This window comes from Massilia sp. Root418 (assembly GCF_001425265.1).
In the GTDB taxonomy this organism is placed as follows: domain Bacteria; phylum Pseudomonadota; class Gammaproteobacteria; order Burkholderiales; family Burkholderiaceae_D; genus Rugamonas.
In genome coordinates this window covers 494,744-510,857 of the sequence record NZ_LMEC01000026.1, presented here as the reverse complement: position 1 = coordinate 510,857, position 16,114 = coordinate 494,744, and the positions used below count along the sequence as shown (strand labels likewise).

Genomic DNA, 16,114 nt, shown 5'->3' with positions numbered 1-16,114 from the left:
GACGGAACCAGCATGATGTCGCCGCAGTTCGCCAGCCTGCTCGCGTCCGGGCGCGCCGAGTTCAACCGGCGCGTGGCCGACGCACGCCGCCGCTATCCGTCGTTCGACACGGAGGCTTTCAGCAGCTTCCTGCAAGGCCCCGCCGACCAGGTTATCCGCGCGGTCTGCGGGGCCCCTGCAGCCTGCGCGACCCCAGCCGTCAGCGCCGCCCCAGCCGTCAGCGCCGCCCCAGCCGTCAGCGCCGCGCCCGCAGCCAGCGCCTCCCCAGCCGTCAGCGCCGCCCCGGCGGCCAGCGCCGCTGAGCGCCTGCCTGCCGTCGCCATGGCGGCGTTCGACGTGGCGCTGGAGCTGGTCGCGCACGGGCAGGGCAGCGGCATCGCGGTGCAGGTCTGGTGCGAGCTGGTCCCGCGCTACGCCGCGCTGCTGTGCGCCCAGCCCGCGCAGGTGCTCGGCATGCTCACCAACGCCACGCTGCATCTGGAGAAGTCCGGCCACGCACGCCCTGCGCAGTGGCTGGCACTGATGGCCGAACTTGCCCCGCAAGTCGCGGACCTGCAGCAGCTACGCGCCATCGGCCAGGTCTGCGCCTGGCGCGCCGGCATGGCGCACTTCCGCCAGGGCGCCATCGCGGCCGCAGACAGGTTGCCCGCACCGCTGGCCCTCGCCGCCTTCGGCGCGCCAGCCGGTACGGCTGGCGGCACGGCGCGCGGCACGGCTGGCGACACGGTTGGCGGCGGGTGGCCCGAACTCCGCGAGCGCTTGCTGCGCGACCCCTGGTGGATGCCGGACGACGCTGCGCGCCGGCGCGCCGCGCACGGCACGGAAGTCGGCAGCTTCACCGGCCTAGGCGGCGCCTTCCCCGAGCCGCCCGACGTGCGCCCCGCAAGCGATGGCTTCTGGGTCCGCAGCGGCGACCGCTATGCGCTGCTGGTGGCGGACGCCTGCGGCGCCGCCCTGCACGCCGCCACGCAGGACGAATACGAACATCCCCAGCTGCCCGTCACGCGCGCCAAGGTCAGCCAGTCCGGCCAGCGCCTCACCGTCAACGGCCGCGAATTCACGGTGGACCTGCCGGCCGACGCGCTGCGCATCGCCTGCAACGAGCACACGGTGGCCATCACCTCCCCATACAGCCACGCCGTGCGCGTGCTGCCGCTGCCATGAGCACGGGTGCCGCGAACATGCCTGGAAACGGTCCTGAAAACGCTGCTGCACCGGTGCCTGCAGACCTGCTCGCGCAATGGCGCGCTGCCTGGCCGCCGGCGCTGGAAGCGTGGAGCAAGTTCACCCGCCTGCGCGACGCACGCCTGTGCGCCACCACCGTGGAAGCCGCAAAGGAGGGCCTGGGCGGCAGTTTCGCCATGATCCGCCTGCTTGACCAGAGCGTGGTGGTGGACATGCAAAGCGTGCAGCAGCTCGGCCTGCAGGACTATGCCGTCGAAATCCTCGCCCACGAAATCGGCCACCACGTGCTCGCACCCGGCAGCGCCACCGACCAGTTCCGCCTGCTGGCCCGCATCCGCCGTGCGCTGCCCACGCTGGAGCGGCACGCCGCCATGGTGGCCAATCTCTACACGGACCTGTACATCAACGACCGCCTGCAACGGCAGGCCCTCCTGCGCATCGACCACATCTACCGCCGCCTGGACGCGGGCAGGGGAGACGCCGCGCGCGGCAAGGTCTGGTCGCTGTATGTGCGCATCTACGAAAACCTGTGGCAGCTGCCGAAGGGCGACCTGGGCGGCGCAGAATGCACCACCGGCATGGACACGGACGCTTGGCTCGGCGCGCGCCTGATCCGGGTCTACGCCAAGGACTGGATGGACGGCGCCGGCAAGTTCGCTACCTTGCTGCTGCCCTACCTGGTCGAGAGCATCGAGGACGAGCAGGAATTCCGCCGCATGTTCGACACGCGCGACGCCGCCGAAGGCTGCGAGCCGGCCGGCGGCCAGCAGATCGAGCCCGGAGAGCTGGAGGACGCCGTTCACCCCGTACACGACGCCCGCATCTCCGGCCTCGACGACGCACCGGACCAGCCGCCCGCCGCCGCCCCCATCGCCAGCGAAGCAGGGCAGACCCGCGAACCCTACGAATACGGCGAAATCCTGAAAGCCGCAGGCGTAAAGCTGAGCGACGAGGACATCGCCGTACGCTACTACCGCGAGCGCGCCTTGCCGCACCTGATCTCCTTCCCCAAGTTGCCCGCCCCCGCATCCACTGAACCGCAGCTGGAAGGCCTCGAGCTCTGGCAGACCGGCGACCCGCTGGACAGCGTGGATTGGCTGCAAAGCGTGATCCAGAGTCCGCGCATTATCCCCGGCCTGACCACCGTGCAGCGCAGCTACGGCGTGGAAGCCGCGCGTCCCGAGAAGCCAGCGCTGATCGACCTGGACCTGTACGTGGACAGCTCCGGTTCCATGCCCAACCCGCGCAACCAGACCTCCTACCTCACGCTGGCTGGCGCCATCATTGCCCTGTCCGCGCTGCGGGCAGGTTCCAGCGTGCAGGCGACGCTGTGGAGCGGCAAGGGCGAAGCCATGGCCACGGACGGCTTCGTGCGCGACGACCGCGCGGTGCTCGGCATCCTCACCGGTTTTTACGGCGGCGCCACCTGCTTCCCCATCCACCAGTTGCGCGAGACCTTCAGGCAGCCGCGCCAGCGCCGCACCCACATCCTGATGATTTCGGACGATGGCATCACCACCATGTTCGACAAGGACGAGAAGGGCAACAGCGGCTGGGATGTTTCCGCCCGCGCGCTGGCGGTGGGGGATGCCGGCGGTACCATGGCGCTGAACATCCCGGCCGGCTGGGACCAGGGCCAGCCTTCGCGCTGGAACCAGAAAGCCTACGACGACTTGCGGCGCGCGCGTGACAGCCAGGGCTGGGAAATCCACGCCATCGAGCGCTTCGAAGACTTGGTGGAATTCGCGCGCGCCTTCAGCCGCCGCCATTACGCGCCGAAGAATGCTGCCAAAAACGCGCCGCGCAGGAAAGCATGATGCAACACCCCGGACCACCTATCGAAACCCTCACGCACCGGCTGGCCGAAACGCCCGCCGAGTTCCTGGCCGAACCGCGCATCGGCAGCTCCGGCAGCGTGCACGTCGCCGCGCTGGTGAACGACGTGCTGGCGCTGCATGGCGAGCGTGCATCCTTTGCCGCGCTGGAGCGCTTCACCAGCACAGACGCGCGGCGCGACCGCAACCGCCTGGCGCTGGTGATGATCGCCGCCTGGCTGCTGGCCGATCACTGGTTCGTGGCTGCCGGCCTGCCGCAAGCCAAGGTGCTGGCCTTGCTGCAGACAGCCATGCAGGAGCTGGCCGAAGCGACCCCCGCCCACAAGTTCGTGAGCGACCCGGACCGCCGCGAGGAACTGGCGCGCGTTGTGCTGGCCCGCCTGGACCATCGGCCTGCCGGCGAGACCGTGGCGCAGGCCACCGACCGCCTGTCCGGCATCAGCGGCGTGGAGCGCCGCCGGCTGCTGGAAGCCAGCCGCGCCGCCGAGCAGCGCGCCGCCGACATCCGCGCGGCCCTGGCGCGCAAGGCCGCCGAGGAATCGGCCGACAAATGGTCGCGCGAATAACTGGCAGACGCACGAGGGCCCGATGAGCAATATGCGGATGACCAGCATGCCGATGAACGAGGACATTGAACGCTTCCCCACGCTGACGCCGGCCGGCCGCGCCATGCTGGCCTTTTTGCGCGAGCACCCGTCCGCGCCGGTATTCCGCAACGAGAGCGGTAACAAGCTGCTGGCGCACGAAGTGGAGCAGGTGCGCGCCTTCGAGCAGGAGGTGGCAAGCGCTAGCGTAGGCTGGCCGCCAGGCAGCGCCCCCGACTGGGTGGACGGATTCCTGCGCGCCGCGTTCGAGACCGTGCCGCACTACCGCCAGCTCGGCTCCCCGCCCAGGGAATTCAGCGCGCTGCCCACAACCTGCCGCGCCGACTTCGCCGCCGATATCGCCGCCTTCGTGCCCGACACGGCGGACGTGGCGCGCATGATCAATTTCCGCACCACCGGCACCACCGGCCATCCGCTGGTGATCGCGTCGCATCCGGTAGTGGCGGCGCGCTACCTGGCCTTCCACAAGCGCGCGCTGCGGCGCTTCGGCGTGGAGCTGGCGCACGGCGGCGGGCAAGTGGGCGTGGTACTGCTGGGCCACCAGAAGCGCTGCTTCACCTATGTGTCGGTGACGCCGACGATGGGTGAATCCGGCCTGGCCAAGATCAACCTGTACCCGGACGAATGGCGCACGCCGGACGACCGGGCCGTGTACCTGGACGCGCTGGCGCCCGAAGTCATCGCCGGCGACCCGATCTCGTTCACGGAGCTGCTGAAGCTCCCGCTCAGCACCAAGCCGCGTGCGCTGCTGTCGGTGTCCATGCTATTGCTGCCCGCCCTGCGCGCGCGGCTGGAGCAGCGCTTCGGCTGCCCGGTGCTGGACATCTACTCGCTCAACGAAGTCGGTCCGGTGGCCGTGTACGACGCCTGTGCGGGCGGCCACGTGCTGCTGCAGCCGCATCTCTACGTCGAGATCCTGGACCGCGAGGGCCGGCCCGTGCCCCCCGGCGAGCGCGGCGAGATTACCGTTACGGGCGGCTTCAACTTCTGCCTGCCGCTGCTGCGCTACCGCACGGGCGACTTCGCTTCGCTATCGTTCGGGAAGGATGCGCCGGTCCTGGTGGGCCTTTCCGGCCGCTCGCCGGTACGCTATTTCGCGTCCGGCAAATGGATCAACAACATCGACGTCACGCACGCTTTGCAGAACCTGCCGATCCCCCACTTCAGCTTTCACCAGCACGCCGATGGCGCCGTGGTGCTGCGCATGAGGCAGGCCTTCACGCCGTTGGGCGATGAAGCGCGGGCCGCGCTGGAGGCGCTTTTCGGCCCCGGCACGGTGACTGTGGAGCTATTGGCGGCCGACGACAAGACCGTGCAGTACTCGTCCGGCCTGGAAGGCGCGCACGCATGAACGCCTTCGAGACCGGTCTCGTGGTCGGCAAATTCAGTCCCCTGCACTTGGGCCACGAACTGCTGATACGCCGGGCAATGGCCGACTGCGCGGAAGTCATTGTCATCAGCTACGCGCTGCCCGACCTGCCGGGATGCGAACCATGGAAGCGCGAACAGTGGCTGCGCGCGCGCTTTCCGCAGGCCCGCGTGCTGGTGCTGGACGCCGCCCGCCATGCACTGCCGCACAACGATGCGGACGCGCTTGTGCACCGCGAATTCGTCGGCCAGCTTTGCCAGGACGTGCTGGAAACCACCGTCGACGCCGTGTTCACCAGCGAAGAATACGGCGACGGCTTTGCCGCCGAGCTGGCGCGCTATTTCACGCGCAGCACTGGCAAACACACCGAGGTACGGCATGTGAGCGTGGATCAGGCACGCAAGGCCGTTCCGGTGTCCGGCACGCTGGTTCGTAGCGACCCGCACGCCCACCGTGCCTTGCTGTCGCCCGAGGTGTACGCCAGCTTCGTGCAGACAGTATGCTTCCTGGGCGGCGAATCGAGCGGCAAGACCACCATGGCCGAAACCATGGCCGCGCGGCTGGAAACTGCGTGGGCGGCCGAGTACGGACGCGAACTGTGGGTGGAGCAGGGCGGCGGGCTTGCCTACCGCGACATGGTGCGCATCGCCGAAGTGCAGCACCGGCGCGAGGACCGCCAGCGCCAGCTGGCGCGCCGCTACCTGTTCTGCGACACGTCGGCGCTCACCACTTTGTTTTATTCGCACGCCATGTTCGGCCGCGCAGAGCCGGCGCTGGAGCGGCTGGCGGAGCGCCAGTACAACCACCTATTCCTCTGCGCGCCGGACTTTGAATTCGTCCAGGATGGCACCCGCCGCGAGCCGGCATTCCGCCAGCGCCAGCACAGCTGGTATCTGGCCGAGCTGGCGCGGCGCAGCATTCCTTACGTGCTGCTGGAAGGTCCGCTGGCGCGGCGCATCGCCACTGTGCTGCGGGCGCTCAAATGAAAAAGCCCCGTGGGGAGCACGGGGCTTTAGGGGGAAGGAAGCTTAACAGCAGCCGCCGCGCTTGCCGGCGCCGCCGTAGCGCGCTTCCTGGCGCTCGCGGAAGAACTCCTCGTAGCTCATCATGGGCAGATCCGGATGGGTCTTTTCATGGTGCGCCACGTAGGTGTCGTATTCGGGCAGGCCCACCATCAGGCGCATGCTTTGCCCGAGATAGCGGCCGGCCTGGACCAGTTCCTGGAACATTACTGCACCGCCGGCATGAGTTGCGCCGCGCTTTCCTGCACGGTCGGCTTGGCGCTGGCGCGGGCCCGCAGCGCGGTGCGCACGCCGAACACCAGCACGCTCAGCACCACCACCATGAAGAAGCCTGCCAGCGACGCGTCCAGATAGTCGTTGAAGACGATCTGCTGCATCTGCGCCATGGACTTGGCCGGTGCCAGCACCTTGTCTTCGGCAATCGCGGCCGAGTACTTGGCGGCGTGGGCCAGGAAGCCGATCTTCGGATTGGCGTCGAAGATCTTCTGCCAGCCGGCAGTCAGGGTGCACAGCAGCAGCCATACGGTCGGCGCCATGGTCACCCAGGCGAAGCGGGCGCGCTTCATCTTGAATAGCACGCAGGTCGCCAGGATCAGCGCGATACCGGCCAGCATCTGGTTGGCGATGCCGAACAGCGGCCACAGGGTGTTGATGCCGCCCAGCGGATCGACCACGCCCTGGTACAGGAAGTAGCCCCACGCGGCCACGCACAGCGCGGTGGCCAGCAGGCCTGCGAACACGTTCTTGGAATCCTTCATCGACGGCACCATGGCGCCCAGCAGATCCTGCAGCATGTAGCGGCCGGCGCGGGTGCCCGCGTCCACGGCGGTGAGGATGAACAGCGCCTCGAACAGGATGGCGAAGTGGTACCAGAAGGCCATCATGGCCTTGCCGCCGATGACGTTGGACAGGATATGGGCCATGCCCACGGCCAGCGTCGGTGCACCGCCGGCGCGCGAGATGATGGAATGCTCGCCCACGTCCTTCGCGGTTTGCACCAGCACGTCCGGCGTGATGTGGAAGCCCCAGCCCGAGATCACGGCGGCTGCCGCTTCGGGCGTGGTGCCCAGCAGGGCGGCCGGCGCGTTCATGGCGAAGTAGATGCCCGGGTCAATGGTGGACGCGGCCACCAGCGCCATGATGGCAACGAACGATTCCATCAGCATGGCGCCGTAGCCGATAAAGCGGGCATGGGCTTCGTTCTCGATCATCTTGGGGGTGGTGCCGGACGAGATCAGCGCGTGGAAGCCGGAGACGGCGCCGCAGGCGATGGTGATGAACAGGAAGGGGAACAGGTTGCCCGACCAGACCGGGCCGGTGCCGTCGATGAACTTGGTCACGGCAGGCATTTGCAGGTACGGCGCCACGATCACGATGCCCAGCGCCAGGCCGACGATGGTGCCGATCTTGAGGAAGGTGGACAGGTAGTCGCGCGGCGCCAGCAGCAGCCACACGGGCAGCACGGAGGCGATGAAGCCGTAGCCGATCAGCATCCAGGTCAGTTCGGTGCCGGTGTAGTTGAACATCGGCGCCAGCGCCGGATTCTCCTGCACGTACTGGCCGCCGACGATGGCCAGCATCAGCAGCACGAAGCCGATAATGGACACTTCGCCGATGCGGCCCACGCGGATATAGCGCGAGTACACGCCCATGAACAGCGCGATCGGGATGGTGGCCATGACGGTGAAGCTGCCCCACGGCGAACCGGTCAGCGCTTTCACCACGATCAGCGCCAGCACCGCCAGGATGATGACCATGATCATGAAGGTGCCCAGCAGCGCGATATTGCCCGGAATCGGGCCCAGCTCGGACTTGATCAGGTCGCCCAGCGACTTGCCGTCGCGGCGCATGGAGATGAACAGCACCATGAAGTCCTGCACGGCGCCGGCGAACACCACGCCGGCCAGGATCCACAGCATGCCGGGCAGGTAGCCCATCTGCGCGGCCAGCACGGGGCCGACCAGCGGGCCGGCACCGGCGATGGCGGCAAAGTGGTGGCCGAATAGCACATACTTATTGGTGGGAACGTGGTCCAGGCCATCGTTGAACTTGTAGGCCGGGGTCATGCGGTTCTTGTCCAGGCTCATCACCTCCTTGGCGATGAACAGGCTGTAGAAGCGGTAGGCGATCAGGTAGATGCAGACCGCCGCGATGACGATCCAGATGGCGCTGATGGCTTCGCCGCGCTTGAGCGCGATGACGCCGAGGGCGCCCGCGCCGGCCAGCGACAACGCCGCCCAGCCGAGCTTGCGTAGGAGTGCTTGCATATTTTTCCTCCGGGAGATAACTGTAATTTTCGTAGGGCGGGTCAGGCGCAGCCGTAACCCGCCATGAGCCGCCGAGACGCATGGCGGGTTACGGCTGCGCCTAACCCGCCCTACGAGACCTTTTCGGCTTATGGCTAGTATTCAGGAAGTAAATAACTGTCACAAGCGCAGCACTACGCAGATAGACTACGTACTAATACGGAGCGCCTGGCGGCCCCCGCAACGTACAATCCGCCTCATCGCCCTGGAAACGAGCTCGGACACCCACTATGAAGCTGCGCCAAAAAGTCATTTTCCTGGCCATCACGCCGCTGATCCTGGCCTTGTGCGCCATTGCGCTGGCCGTGCGGCACCAGGCCAACGTGCTGGCCCAGCAGCAGCGCGGCACCATCCAGCAAGCCTACCTGGCCAGCAAGGAGGCCGAGCTGGAGCACTACGTCACCCTGGCCACGCACTCCATCTCGCGCCTCTACCAGTCCGGCGCCAGGGACCAGGCCAGCATGGACGAAGCCAAGCGCATCCTCGGCTCGCTCAGCTTTGGTGATGACGGCTATTTCTTTATCTATGACCTGAAAGGCAACTCCCTGATGCATCCGCGCCAGCCCGAGCTGGTGGGGCAGAACCTGTGGGAACTGAAGGACCAGAACGGCACCCCCACCATCCAGCGCCTGCTGCAGCGCGCCCAGTCGGGCGGCGGCTACGAGCGCTACTACTGGGTAAAGCCGTCCAGCCACCAGCCGGCGCCCAAGCTCGGCTACGTGATCATGCTCAAGGAGTGGGGCTGGATGCTGGGCACCGGCATCTACCTGGACGACGTCGACCGCGCGCTGGAGAAGGTGGACACCCAGCAGCGCGCCAACATCCAGAACACCATGCTGTGGATCACCGGCATTGCCATCCTGGCCGCGCTGGTGGTAGCCGGCGCGGGCGTGGCGCTCAACATCAGCGAGCTGCGCGTGGCGGACGCCAAGCTCAAGGCGCTGGCGCAGCGCGTGGTGGAATCGCAGGAGGAGGAGCGCGCCCGCCTGTCGCGCGACCTGCACGACGGCATTTCGCAGTGGCTGGTGTCGATCAAGCTGCAGATCGAGGCCGGCATCATCCGGCTCGGCCACGTCAAGCCCGTCAGCGGGCCGGGGCCGGACCAGTGCGCCGCCGCGCAGGGCGTGTTCGAACACGCCGCGGAACAGCTCAACAACGTGCTGGGCGAAGTGCGCCGCATTTCGCACAACCTGCGCCCGGCGCTGCTGGATGACCTGGGCTTGGCCGCCGCGCTCAGCCACCTGACCGAGGAATTCCGCCTCAGCAGCGACGTGCCCATCGTGTTTTCCGCCGAGGGCAGCACCGAAGACCTGCCCGAAGTGGCCAATACCGTGCTGTTCCGCATCGCCCAGGAAGCGCTCACCAACATCGAGCGCCACGCCGGCGCCAGCCATATCGAGATCAGCCTGACCGGGGCCGACCGCGCCGTGACCCTGCGCATTGCCGACGACGGCCACGGCTTCGACGCCGACAGCATCGCCGTCCACCCCAAGCGCGGCATCGGCTTACGCAATATGATGGAGCGCATGGAAGCGATAGGCGGGCAATTCTCCATCTCGTCCTCGTCGGCCGGCACGGTACTGCTGGCCCATGTGTCCAACGAAAGTTAAAGCGATGACAATCAAGATTCTTCTGGTGGACGACCATCCCCTGGTGCGCGACGGCCTGCGCGCCCGTCTGGAAGCCGTGCCGCAGTTCGAGGTGGTGGCCGAGGCGGGCGGGGCGCAGGAAGCGCTGCAGCAGGCGCGCCACGCCAATGTGGACCTGGTGCTGATGGATATTAATATGCGCGGCGGCAACGGCATCGAAGCGACGGCCCAGTTCAGCGAGCAATTCCCCGATATCGCCGTGCTCATCCTGTCGATGCACGACAAGCTGGAATACGTGTCGCAAGCCATCCAGGCCGGCGCGCGCGGCTACGTGCTCAAGGACGCGCCCGGCAAGGACATCGTGGTGGCCATCGAGACCGTGATGTCCGGCGGCATCTACTACAGCGCCGCGCTGGCGCGCCAGCTGGCCAAGCCGCAGAACGTGGACGCCCAGCTCACCTCGCGCGAACACGAAGTGCTGCTGCACATTGCCAACGGCCAGTCCAACAAGCAGATCGCGCGCGACCTCGACCTGTCCGTGCGCACCGTGGAAACCCACCGCCTGAACATCAAGCGCAAGCTCGGCATCGAAGGGCAGGCCGAACTCATCCGCTACGCCGTGCAATTCGCCAGCGGCGCCCCCTGACGCCCGCCCCGGCGTCGGGGCGGTGCAACAATGTCACTAACAGAGCCCGCACTCTAGCGTACAGAACGTGTCCTATCTGCAATTTCTGATATATTCCTGCTCCCAGGCAATTGGAAACGCGAACCGTTGTTATTTGCGCGTCAAATAATTGCCCTGAATCAATATTTGCTCTACTATTGCATGCACTACCCACGCCGAGATTCTGATGTCCTTGTCTGACGCAAGCCCATTTCCTCTGGTGGGCCTCACAGCGGTGTCCAACGCTCAAAACGAGTGGGTGGCCCTGTCATTTCAAATTTCCGCCGTTGCCGACGAAACCCAGCTGACCACGCTGCAGACCGTGTTCGGCTATCCCGACATGGGCGCCGCGCTGGCGCCGCTGGACTTCCTCGTCACCATAAATGGCCTGCAGCAGTACGAGGTCAGCCAGCTGGCCTTCCTGCCGCCGGCGCGCACTGTGCTGCGCGTGCCGGCCGCCGCCTGCGCCAATGCCGCGATGCAGGCCAGATGCAAGCAGCTGGCCGAGGCCGGCTACCGCCTGATGGTGGACGGCGAGGCCGGCCTCGACGCCGGCAAGTGCGCCATCCGCAGCCTGGCCTTCGACTGCCGCGAAACCCTGCCCAGCGAGCTGACCATGCTCACCATGGCCGGCCCGCACCTGGCGCTCAACGTGGACACGCCGGCCCGGCTGGCAGCCTGCCGCGCGGCGGGCTTCACCCTGTTCAGCGGCGCCTACGTGCGCCACCCGCAGCGTGAAAGCAGCGCGGCCGACGGCACTTCGCGCAAGCGCCTGCTGGCGCTGCTCGGCCTGCTGGCGCGCGACGCCGACTCGCGCGAGCTGGAAATTCTGCTCAAGCAAGACCCGGCGCTGGCCTACCACCTGCTTAAAGTGGTGAATTCAGCCGCATTCGCGCCCAAGTCCCCCATCCACAGCTTCGGCCAGGCCATCAACGTGCTGGGCCGGCGCCAGCTGCAGCGCTGGCTGCAGCTGCTGCTGTATGCGCGCCAGCAGGACGACGGCGGCGCCAATGCCTTGCTGCCGCTGGCGGCCGTGCGCGCGGCGCACATGGAAGCGCTGGCCAAGGCGCGCGGCGGCGACCGCGACCAGCAAGACATGGCCTTCGTGGCCGGCGTGTTCTCGCTGCTCGACGTGCTGCTCGACATGCCGATGACGGAAATCGTCAGCGCACTCAGCCTGGACCTGGACGTGGTCATGGCCCTGCTGGACCGCGCCGGCCCCATGGGCGACATGCTCACGCTGGCGGAGCAGGACATGCCCGACGCCAGCGCCCTGCACGACCTGGGCGTGGACCACGAAACGCACTGGCGCAGCCTGCTGCAAGCCTGCCACTGGGCGATCCAGGTGAGCAGGAACCTCTAGCCATGCTGGCCCATCCGGTTTCCGACTTCCTGGGCAGCAGCGCCGCCCTGTGCGACGCGGTGCTGCGCTTGCGCGGCGCGGCCCTCACGGAAGAACTGGGCCGCATCGCGCGCAGCGTGGTGCACTCGCCGCAGGGGCGCTACCTGCCGCCCGGCACGGAAGGCCTGGAAGCCTGGGCGGGCGGCCTGGTGCAGGAAATCCGCTTTGAAAACCAGAGCTTCGGCCGCTTCGAAGTGGCCGGCCGCAGCGACTACACCGACGCCGAGCGCCAGCATCTGGCCAGCCTGGCGGCGCTGGCCGGCAGCGTGCTGCAAGTGCACTCCATCGCCCAGCGCAGCACGCATGCCTACGTGCAGGTGGAAGCGCAGCTGCAGCACCAGTCCCAGATCCTGGACCAGATCCACGAATCGGTGCTGACGATGGACATGAACGGCTTCGTCACCAGCTGGAACAAGGGCGCCGAGCGCCTGTTCGGCTACACCCCGGTGGAAGCGGTGGGGCGCAACATCCTGTTCCTGTACGACGACGAAGACGTCGGCTTTGCCGACCCCTTCCTGGAACACGGCGGGCGCCTGATGGAAGTGCGGCGCAAGAAAAAATCCGGCGAGGTATTCTGGGCCAGCCTGTCGCTGTCCACCCTGCACGACGTGGACGGCAAGCCCACCGGCATGATCGCCTACCTGACCGACATCACCGAGCGCAAGCTGGCCGAAGAGCGCATCCACCACCTGGCCTACTACGACGCGCTGACCGGCCTGCCCAACCGCACCCTGCTCACCAAGCTGGTGGACCAGGCCCTCACGGTGGCCCAGCGCAGCAAGCTGCACGGCTGCGTGCTGTTCATCGACCTGAACCGTTTCAAGCTGATCAACGACACCCTGGGCCGGCGCATCGGCGACGCCCTGCTCAAGGAAGTCGCCGCGCGCTTCCGCCTGGTGCTGCGCGACCAGGACCTGGTGGCGCGGCTGGGCGGCGACGAATTTGCCGTCGGCCTGTTCGACATCGGCCAGCACTACGAGGCGAGCCGCGTGGCGCACAAGCTGCTGGCCGCGCTGAACGAGCCCTTCATGGTGGACGGGCACGACCTGCGGGTCGGGGCCAGCATCGGCATCAGCGTCTACCCGCAAGACGGCGCCGACGCCGAAACCCTGCTGCGCCTGGCCGACATCGCCATGTACCGCGCCAAGCAGGGCGGCGACTCGGACGCCGAGCACGTGGCCTTCTACAGCCGCGACATGAACCAGGGCATGCAGGAGCGCATGCGCATCGAATCCGGGCTGCGGCAAGCGCTCGGCAACGGCCAGCTTGAACTGCACTACCAGCCCAAGTTCTCCATCGCCGACAGCAAGATCATCGGCGCCGAAGCGCTGGTGCGCTGGCGCCATCCCGAGCGCGGCCTGGTGCCGCCGGCCGAATTCATCCCGCTGGCCGAAGCCACCGGCCTGGTGGTGCAGGTTGGCGAATGGGTGCTCGAAGCGGCGTGCGCACAGGCGCAAAGCTGGAAAGACGCCGGCCTGCCGCCGATCCGCCTGGCCGTCAACGTCTCCGCGCGCGAATTCACCTCGGCGCTGCCGGGGCGGGTGAAAGAAACGCTGGAGCGCTACGGGCTGGAACCGTCGTGGCTGGAGCTGGAGATCACCGAAAGCACGCTGATGCACAACATCGACCGCGTGATCGGCATCATGGACCGCATCACCGCGCTGGGCGTGACCCTGTCGCTGGACGACTTTGGCACCGGCTACTCCAGTTTGTCCTACCTGAAACGCTTCCCGATCGACACGTTAAAGATCGACCGCTCCTTCACCACCGGCATCCCGAGCGACGCCAGCGACTGCGCCATTGCCAGCACCATCATCAGCATCGCGCAGCAGCTCAACCACAAAGTGATCGCCGAAGGCGTGGAAACGGTAGAGCAGCTCGCGTTCCTCAAGCACAGCGGCTGTGACGAAGTGCAAGGCTACCTGTTCTCCAAGCCCTTGCCGGCGGAGCAGTTTGAAAAAGCGCTGCGGGAAGACTGGCTGGCGGAAGGGCGGTAATTCTGTATAATGCTGGCACCCAGGAAGCGTGGCCGAGTGGTTGAAGGCAGCAGTCTTGAAAACTGCCGACGGGTTAAACTGTTCGTGAGTTCGAATCTCACCGCTTCCGCCAGAACAATTAAAAACGGGCTCCCCTGCGGGAGCCCGTTTTTAATTGCTCGGACGGAAACGGTGAGATTCGAAGACGTAGCCCCCTAAGGGGGGCGAGGCTATCCGAATCGCCCATCTGCTGCGCGCTGCGCGCGCAGCTCCGCGCGCCGACGGCGCGCGATCACATCCCCATTTCACTTCTCGACGAACCCGACGTCCCATCCCATGAAGCAAATCCTATCGCTCTCAAGGCAGCTCGGGCCGCTTCTTCAAGGGGCGCGGAAGTCGGCAGGCCTGTCGCAAACGCAACTGGCGCAGTGCTTGGGCGTCAGCCAAAGCCGCATCTCGGCGATGGAACTGGAGCCGGGCACAATCAATGTCGACCAGCTCCTCGCACTGCTCGCCGCATTGAATCACGAGGTGCTGGTGCAACCGAAGAATCGTATCGACGAAGAGCGTGGCTCAAACACGCCGGAATGGTAATCCATGGGCCGCAAACCGAAGTTGCGGTCGCTGTCGGTTTGCAGTAACGGCGAACGTGTCGGCGTCTGGACTATCCCGGCCCGTGGCGAAACCCAGTTTCGTTACGATAAAGCGTGGCGCGAGTCAGTCGTAGGACGGCCTTTGTCGCTGTCACTGCCATATACCGGCGACCTGCCTTTGCGAGGTGAGGTCGCCTGCAATTTCTTCGACAACCTGCTTCCTAATAGCGAGCCGATCCGCAAGCGCCTGGCGTCGCATTTCAAGCTGGCGTCCATCGATGCGTTCACCTTGCTGCGGGCCGCTGCCGAGCAGGGCGCACAGGAGTATGGTTGAGCGTTTCATCGTCGGCAATGCAACCTATTTCCGACGCGGAAACGCATGCAGCACGTTTGATCGATGTCATTGACAGCTGCGCGGGAGCGGCCGAACATAGCCTGATGAATGCCGCTACCGACCAAGCCTATCTGGACGCCAAGCTGGAGAGCTTCTCCACCAAAGTGTTGGGCGAGGTGCGCGCCATCGTTGCTGAACAAGCTGACAGGCAAAAGTCTTTTGAACTGCGCGTAGAGGGCGGCCTGAAAGACTTGCGGGAAGAGATGGGCAAGTTCACGTCGACGCAAGACAAAAGATTTGCGGAGTTCTCAGCATCCCAAGACAAGAAATTCGAACAATTTTCCGCAGCCCAGGAGAGGAAATTCGAAGAATTCTCCGCAGCGCAGGACAGGAAATTCGAAGAATTCTCCGCAGCCCAGGACAAGAAATTCGAGGAATTTTCCGTAGCCCAAGACAGGAAGTTCGAAGCGTTCGCTGCCGCCCAAGACAAGAAATTTGACGATTTCACCGTAACCATGGTGCGGAAATTTGATGAGTTCACCGCCACGCAAAACAAGAAGTTCGATGAATTCACCGCCAGCCAGCGCATTCAATTCGCCGAAGCCAACGCCCTGCTGCAAACGAACACCGCCAATTCCTTCAAGTGGATGATGGGCTCCGTGGTGGCGATGTGCGCCGTCTGGATAGGCAGCGTCAATCTGATCGTCAGCAGGCCGGCGGCCACGCCGGCGCCGATCGTGATCTACGCCCAAGCCGCGCCGGCGGCGCTGGCGCCGCCCGCAATCGCTGTGCCGCCGGCAGCCCGCTAATCAGCCCTGTTCTCCACCGCCGGTGCCGTGAGACAATTCGGCTTTGCAACTCACCGGATAGAAAAACATGAGCCGATCCCACCACCGCGCCAACCGGCGCCAGCGCAAGAAAATGCACCTGGGCGAATTCCAGGAACTCGGCTTCATGGTCGACGCCAAGCTGGCGGCAGGCCAGGACGAAGCGCAGCGCGACAGCCTGCTGTACCGCTTCCTGCTGGAAGCCATCGAGGCCAACGGCCTGGCCTTCGGCGGCGGCATGAACAGCGACTTCAGCGGCTTCGTGGTGTCCGACAAGGCCTACGGCAAAGTGGAAGAGCGCCACCGCGAGCTGGTGCGTGCCTGGCTGGAAGGGCAGGACGCGCTGCAGCAAGTCCAGGTGGGCGAGCTGCGCGATGCGTGGTACGGCTGGGGCTAAGTCTGCTGAC

The 16,114-nt window shown here is 66.2% G+C and carries 15 protein-coding genes and 1 tRNA gene; 14 read left to right on the top strand and 2 right to left on the bottom strand.

Features of this window, described 5'->3' with window-relative positions:
* Positions 1 to 12: 12 nt before the first annotated feature.
* Genes ASC94_RS30835 through ASC94_RS30815 form a run of 5 tightly spaced genes read left to right on the top strand, consistent with a single transcriptional unit; the run spans position 13 to position 5,980 of the window.
* Positions 13 to 1,164: a hypothetical protein gene (locus ASC94_RS30835; RefSeq protein WP_056405166.1), complete on the top strand. Its 1,152-nt coding sequence runs from the start codon at positions 13 to 15 to the stop codon at positions 1,162 to 1,164.
* Positions 1,161 to 3,002: a VWA domain-containing protein gene (locus ASC94_RS30830; RefSeq protein ID WP_229417461.1), complete on the top strand. Its 1,842-nt coding sequence runs from the start codon at positions 1,161 to 1,163 to the stop codon at positions 3,000 to 3,002. The genes ASC94_RS30835 and ASC94_RS30830 overlap by 4 nt, the downstream gene beginning before the upstream one ends.
* A complete protein-coding gene (locus ASC94_RS30825) occupies positions 2,999 to 3,586 on the top strand; it encodes a hypothetical protein (protein WP_056405162.1) in 588 nt (195 codons plus the stop codon). Before ASC94_RS30830 ends, ASC94_RS30825 begins: the two co-directional genes overlap by 4 nt.
* A gap of 22 nt (positions 3,587 to 3,608) precedes the next feature.
* Positions 3,609 to 4,976 carry an AMP-binding protein gene (locus ASC94_RS30820; RefSeq protein ID WP_229417460.1) on the top strand — a complete coding sequence of 456 codons (1,368 nt, stop codon included), beginning with the start codon at positions 3,609 to 3,611 and terminating at the stop codon, positions 4,974 to 4,976.
* Positions 4,973 to 5,980, top strand: coding sequence for an AAA family ATPase (locus ASC94_RS30815; RefSeq protein WP_056405159.1), 1,008 nt, complete (start codon positions 4,973 to 4,975; stop codon positions 5,978 to 5,980). The genes ASC94_RS30820 and ASC94_RS30815 overlap by 4 nt, the downstream gene beginning before the upstream one ends.
* Positions 5,981 to 6,022: 42 nt before the next feature.
* Here the strand turns inward: ASC94_RS30815 and ASC94_RS30810 are convergent, their stop codons facing one another.
* Both ASC94_RS30810 and ASC94_RS30805 read right to left on the bottom strand, forming a co-directional pair.
* Positions 6,023 to 6,223: a YbdD/YjiX family protein gene (locus ASC94_RS30810; RefSeq protein ID WP_056405157.1), complete on the bottom strand. Its 201-nt coding sequence runs from the start codon at positions 6,221 to 6,223 to the stop codon at positions 6,023 to 6,025.
* Positions 6,223 to 8,283: a carbon starvation CstA family protein gene (locus ASC94_RS30805; RefSeq protein WP_056405155.1), complete on the bottom strand. Its 2,061-nt coding sequence runs from the start codon at positions 8,281 to 8,283 to the stop codon at positions 6,223 to 6,225. The genes ASC94_RS30810 and ASC94_RS30805 overlap by 1 nt, the downstream gene beginning before the upstream one ends.
* Before the next feature lie 269 nt (positions 8,284 to 8,552).
* On the opposite strand from ASC94_RS30805, the gene ASC94_RS30800 reads away from it, so the two are divergent.
* The 9 genes from ASC94_RS30800 to ASC94_RS30760 all read left to right on the top strand — a co-directional run bounded on the left by ASC94_RS30800 (position 8,553) and on the right by ASC94_RS30760 (position 16,104).
* On the top strand, positions 8,553 to 9,932 hold the full coding sequence (locus ASC94_RS30800) for a cache domain-containing protein (RefSeq protein WP_056405153.1): 1,380 nt from the start codon (positions 8,553 to 8,555) through the stop codon (positions 9,930 to 9,932).
* 4 nt (positions 9,933 to 9,936) lie between these two features.
* Positions 9,937 to 10,557 carry a response regulator transcription factor gene (locus tag ASC94_RS30795; RefSeq protein WP_229417459.1) on the top strand — a complete coding sequence of 207 codons (621 nt, stop codon included), beginning with the start codon at positions 9,937 to 9,939 and terminating at the stop codon, positions 10,555 to 10,557.
* 205 nt (positions 10,558 to 10,762) lie between these two features.
* Positions 10,763 to 11,938, top strand: coding sequence for an EAL and HDOD domain-containing protein (locus tag ASC94_RS30790; RefSeq protein ID WP_056405150.1), 1,176 nt, complete (start codon positions 10,763 to 10,765; stop codon positions 11,936 to 11,938).
* 2 nt (positions 11,939 to 11,940) lie between these two features.
* A complete protein-coding gene (locus tag ASC94_RS30785; RefSeq protein ID WP_056405147.1) occupies positions 11,941 to 13,974 on the top strand; it encodes a bifunctional diguanylate cyclase/phosphodiesterase in 2,034 nt (677 codons plus the stop codon).
* Positions 13,975 to 13,996: 22 nt separating this feature from the next.
* Positions 13,997 to 14,086 (top strand) — tRNA-Ser (locus tag ASC94_RS30780).
* A 203-nt stretch (positions 14,087 to 14,289) separates the two neighbouring features.
* On the top strand, positions 14,290 to 14,547 hold the full coding sequence (locus ASC94_RS30775) for a helix-turn-helix domain-containing protein (RefSeq protein WP_056405145.1): 258 nt from the start codon (positions 14,290 to 14,292) through the stop codon (positions 14,545 to 14,547).
* A 3-nt stretch (positions 14,548 to 14,550) separates the two neighbouring features.
* Positions 14,551 to 14,880, top strand: a complete 330-nt coding sequence (locus tag ASC94_RS32180) for a HipA N-terminal domain-containing protein (RefSeq protein WP_229417458.1) — start codon at positions 14,551 to 14,553, stop codon at positions 14,878 to 14,880.
* Complete coding sequence (locus tag ASC94_RS30765) at positions 14,877 to 15,689, top strand: hypothetical protein (protein ID WP_157201659.1); 813 nt, start codon at positions 14,877 to 14,879, stop codon at positions 15,687 to 15,689. The genes ASC94_RS32180 and ASC94_RS30765 overlap by 4 nt, the downstream gene beginning before the upstream one ends.
* Before the next feature lie 67 nt (positions 15,690 to 15,756).
* Positions 15,757 to 16,104 (top strand): YggL family protein, encoded by a 348-nt coding sequence (locus ASC94_RS30760; protein WP_056405140.1) that lies wholly within the window; start codon positions 15,757 to 15,759, stop codon positions 16,102 to 16,104.
* The last annotated feature ends 10 nt before the right edge of the window (positions 16,105 to 16,114 follow it).

Coding starts and splice junctions, on each gene's coding strand:
- ASC94_RS30790 (WP_056405150.1), top strand. CDS start 10,763: ATGTCCTTGTCTGACGCAAGCCCATTTCCTCTGGTGGGCCTCACAGCG.
- ASC94_RS30825 (WP_056405162.1), top strand. CDS start 2,999: ATGATGCAACACCCCGGACCACCTATCGAAACCCTCACGCACCGGCTG.
- ASC94_RS30785 (WP_056405147.1), top strand. CDS start 11,941: ATGCTGGCCCATCCGGTTTCCGACTTCCTGGGCAGCAGCGCCGCCCTG.
- ASC94_RS30800 (WP_056405153.1), top strand. CDS start 8,553: ATGAAGCTGCGCCAAAAAGTCATTTTCCTGGCCATCACGCCGCTGATC.
- ASC94_RS32180 (WP_229417458.1), top strand. CDS start 14,551: ATGGGCCGCAAACCGAAGTTGCGGTCGCTGTCGGTTTGCAGTAACGGC.
- ASC94_RS30815 (WP_056405159.1), top strand. CDS start 4,973: ATGAACGCCTTCGAGACCGGTCTCGTGGTCGGCAAATTCAGTCCCCTG.
- ASC94_RS30835 (WP_056405166.1), top strand. CDS start 13: ATGATGTCGCCGCAGTTCGCCAGCCTGCTCGCGTCCGGGCGCGCCGAG.
- ASC94_RS30795 (WP_229417459.1), top strand. CDS start 9,937: ATGACAATCAAGATTCTTCTGGTGGACGACCATCCCCTGGTGCGCGAC.
- ASC94_RS30820 (WP_229417460.1), top strand. CDS start 3,609: ATGAGCAATATGCGGATGACCAGCATGCCGATGAACGAGGACATTGAA.
- ASC94_RS30805 (WP_056405155.1), bottom strand. CDS start 8,283: ATGCAAGCACTCCTACGCAAGCTCGGCTGGGCGGCGTTGTCGCTGGCC.
- ASC94_RS30775 (WP_056405145.1), top strand. CDS start 14,290: ATGAAGCAAATCCTATCGCTCTCAAGGCAGCTCGGGCCGCTTCTTCAA.
- ASC94_RS30760 (WP_056405140.1), top strand. CDS start 15,757: ATGAGCCGATCCCACCACCGCGCCAACCGGCGCCAGCGCAAGAAAATG.
- ASC94_RS30830 (WP_229417461.1), top strand. CDS start 1,161: ATGAGCACGGGTGCCGCGAACATGCCTGGAAACGGTCCTGAAAACGCT.
- ASC94_RS30810 (WP_056405157.1), bottom strand. CDS start 6,223: ATGTTCCAGGAACTGGTCCAGGCCGGCCGCTATCTCGGGCAAAGCATG.